General features: G+C 74.4%; 1 protein-coding gene. It reads left to right on the forward strand.

The features are described from left to right. Positions 1-682 precede the first annotated feature (682 nt). A complete protein-coding gene (locus ABZ885_RS40995; RefSeq protein ID WP_360200281.1) occupies positions 683-1,411 on the forward strand; it encodes a GNAT family protein in 729 nt (242 codons plus the stop codon). Positions 1,412-1,503 lie beyond the last annotated feature (92 nt).

Below are 1,503 nucleotides of genomic sequence, written 5' to 3' on the forward strand. Positions count from 1 at the left end.
CCCCGTTCTCTACTCGTCGACTCGTTACCGGCTTCTCCTCGTCTGCAGCGTGCCCGGCCCCGCCGGAATTCCCGCTCCGGCCGGGCGTCGTGCGGCCGCCGCACCCGGTGAACGCCCGGCGACCCGCCGGAGTGCCCCCGGCGGCCCGTCGGAGTGCCGTCCCGACCATGATCGCATCCGAGCGGAAACCCGCTGGTCACGGGCGTCCGCACGCCCCTCCGGAGGCGGGTCGGGCCTGCTGGCGCGCCCATTCGTGTGCCGCGAAGTGACGCACCGCCTTCTGACGGGTATCGTCCTCTCGCTGCCTCGCATCGTCGCGTCGTCGTCACGTCGTCCGTAACGCCGTCGATCACGTCCCGGCCCGGTGCTCGGCCAGCCACCCACGACGCATCTTGCCTTCACCTGGCCGCCTGCTTCCCTTCGCGCTCTCGTTTCCTCCTCGGCCATTTCGCGGACGCACACTGTCCCCTCGCTCATCCCGCCGGACCGGTCCGTCGACCCGTGTCCGTTCCGGCACCCGCGCTGCCCGCCTCCGGGCCGCCGCCCCCACCCCGCTCGACCGGCCTCCGGCGTGCACGGGCATGGACGGGCGGCCTCCGGGGCCGGGGCGAACGTCCACTGCAGCCCGTGCCGTACCCCGGCGCGGGACGCATCCTCCGACCGATGAAGGACCGAAGGTTCCGTGCCCGTACCTGTCATCCTCACCGGCCGCACCGTGCGGCTGGAGCCCCTTGCCGCGCACCATGCCGAGGCCATCGCCGAGGCCGGCGCCGAGGACCGTACGACCTACGCCTTCACCCCCGTTCCGCACGGCCTGGAAGCGGCCCGCGACTACATCGCGCGGGCCCTCGCCGACCAGGCCGCGGGCCGGTCGCTGCCGTTCGCGACGGTGAACCTCGCCGACGGCCGGGTGGTCGGCTCCACCCGGTTCCTGGAACTCGACTACTGGCAGGGCCCGGTCGTCTGGCCGCCGGTGCCCGGCGTGCCGTTCGGCGATCCCGCCACGGCCGTCCCGGACGCGGCCGAGATCGGCAACACCTGGCTCTCCCCGCGCGCCCAGGGCACCGGCATCAACACCGAGGCGAAGCTGCTGATGCTGCGGTACGCCTTCGAGGAGTGGCGGGTGCAGCGGATCTCGCTGCGCGCGGACGCCCGCAACCTGCGCTCGCGGGCGGCGATCGAGCGCCTCGGCGCCACCTCGGAGGGCGTCCGCCGGGCGCACTCGCGCGGGCTGGACGGCGTGGTGCGCTCCACCGCGTTCTACTCGATCCTCGACTCCGAGTGGCCCGCCGTGCGGGACATCATCGAGCTGCGGATCGCCGCCGCCACCTCGCCGAGCGCCCCGGACCGGGACATCAACCAGGAGTGCCTTAGACACGGCGGCGGCTCCGGGCACCTGATCACGGCCTGACGGGCCCGGGCCCGAGAACCGGCGGCGGCCCCGCCGGGGCCGGCGCCGGCCCGGGCAGCTCGGTGACCTCCATGGCGTCGCTGAACACCAGG

The sequence above is a fragment of the Kitasatospora sp. NPDC047058 genome (assembly GCF_040643935.1).
Lineage (GTDB): Bacteria > Actinomycetota > Actinomycetes > Streptomycetales > Streptomycetaceae > Kitasatospora.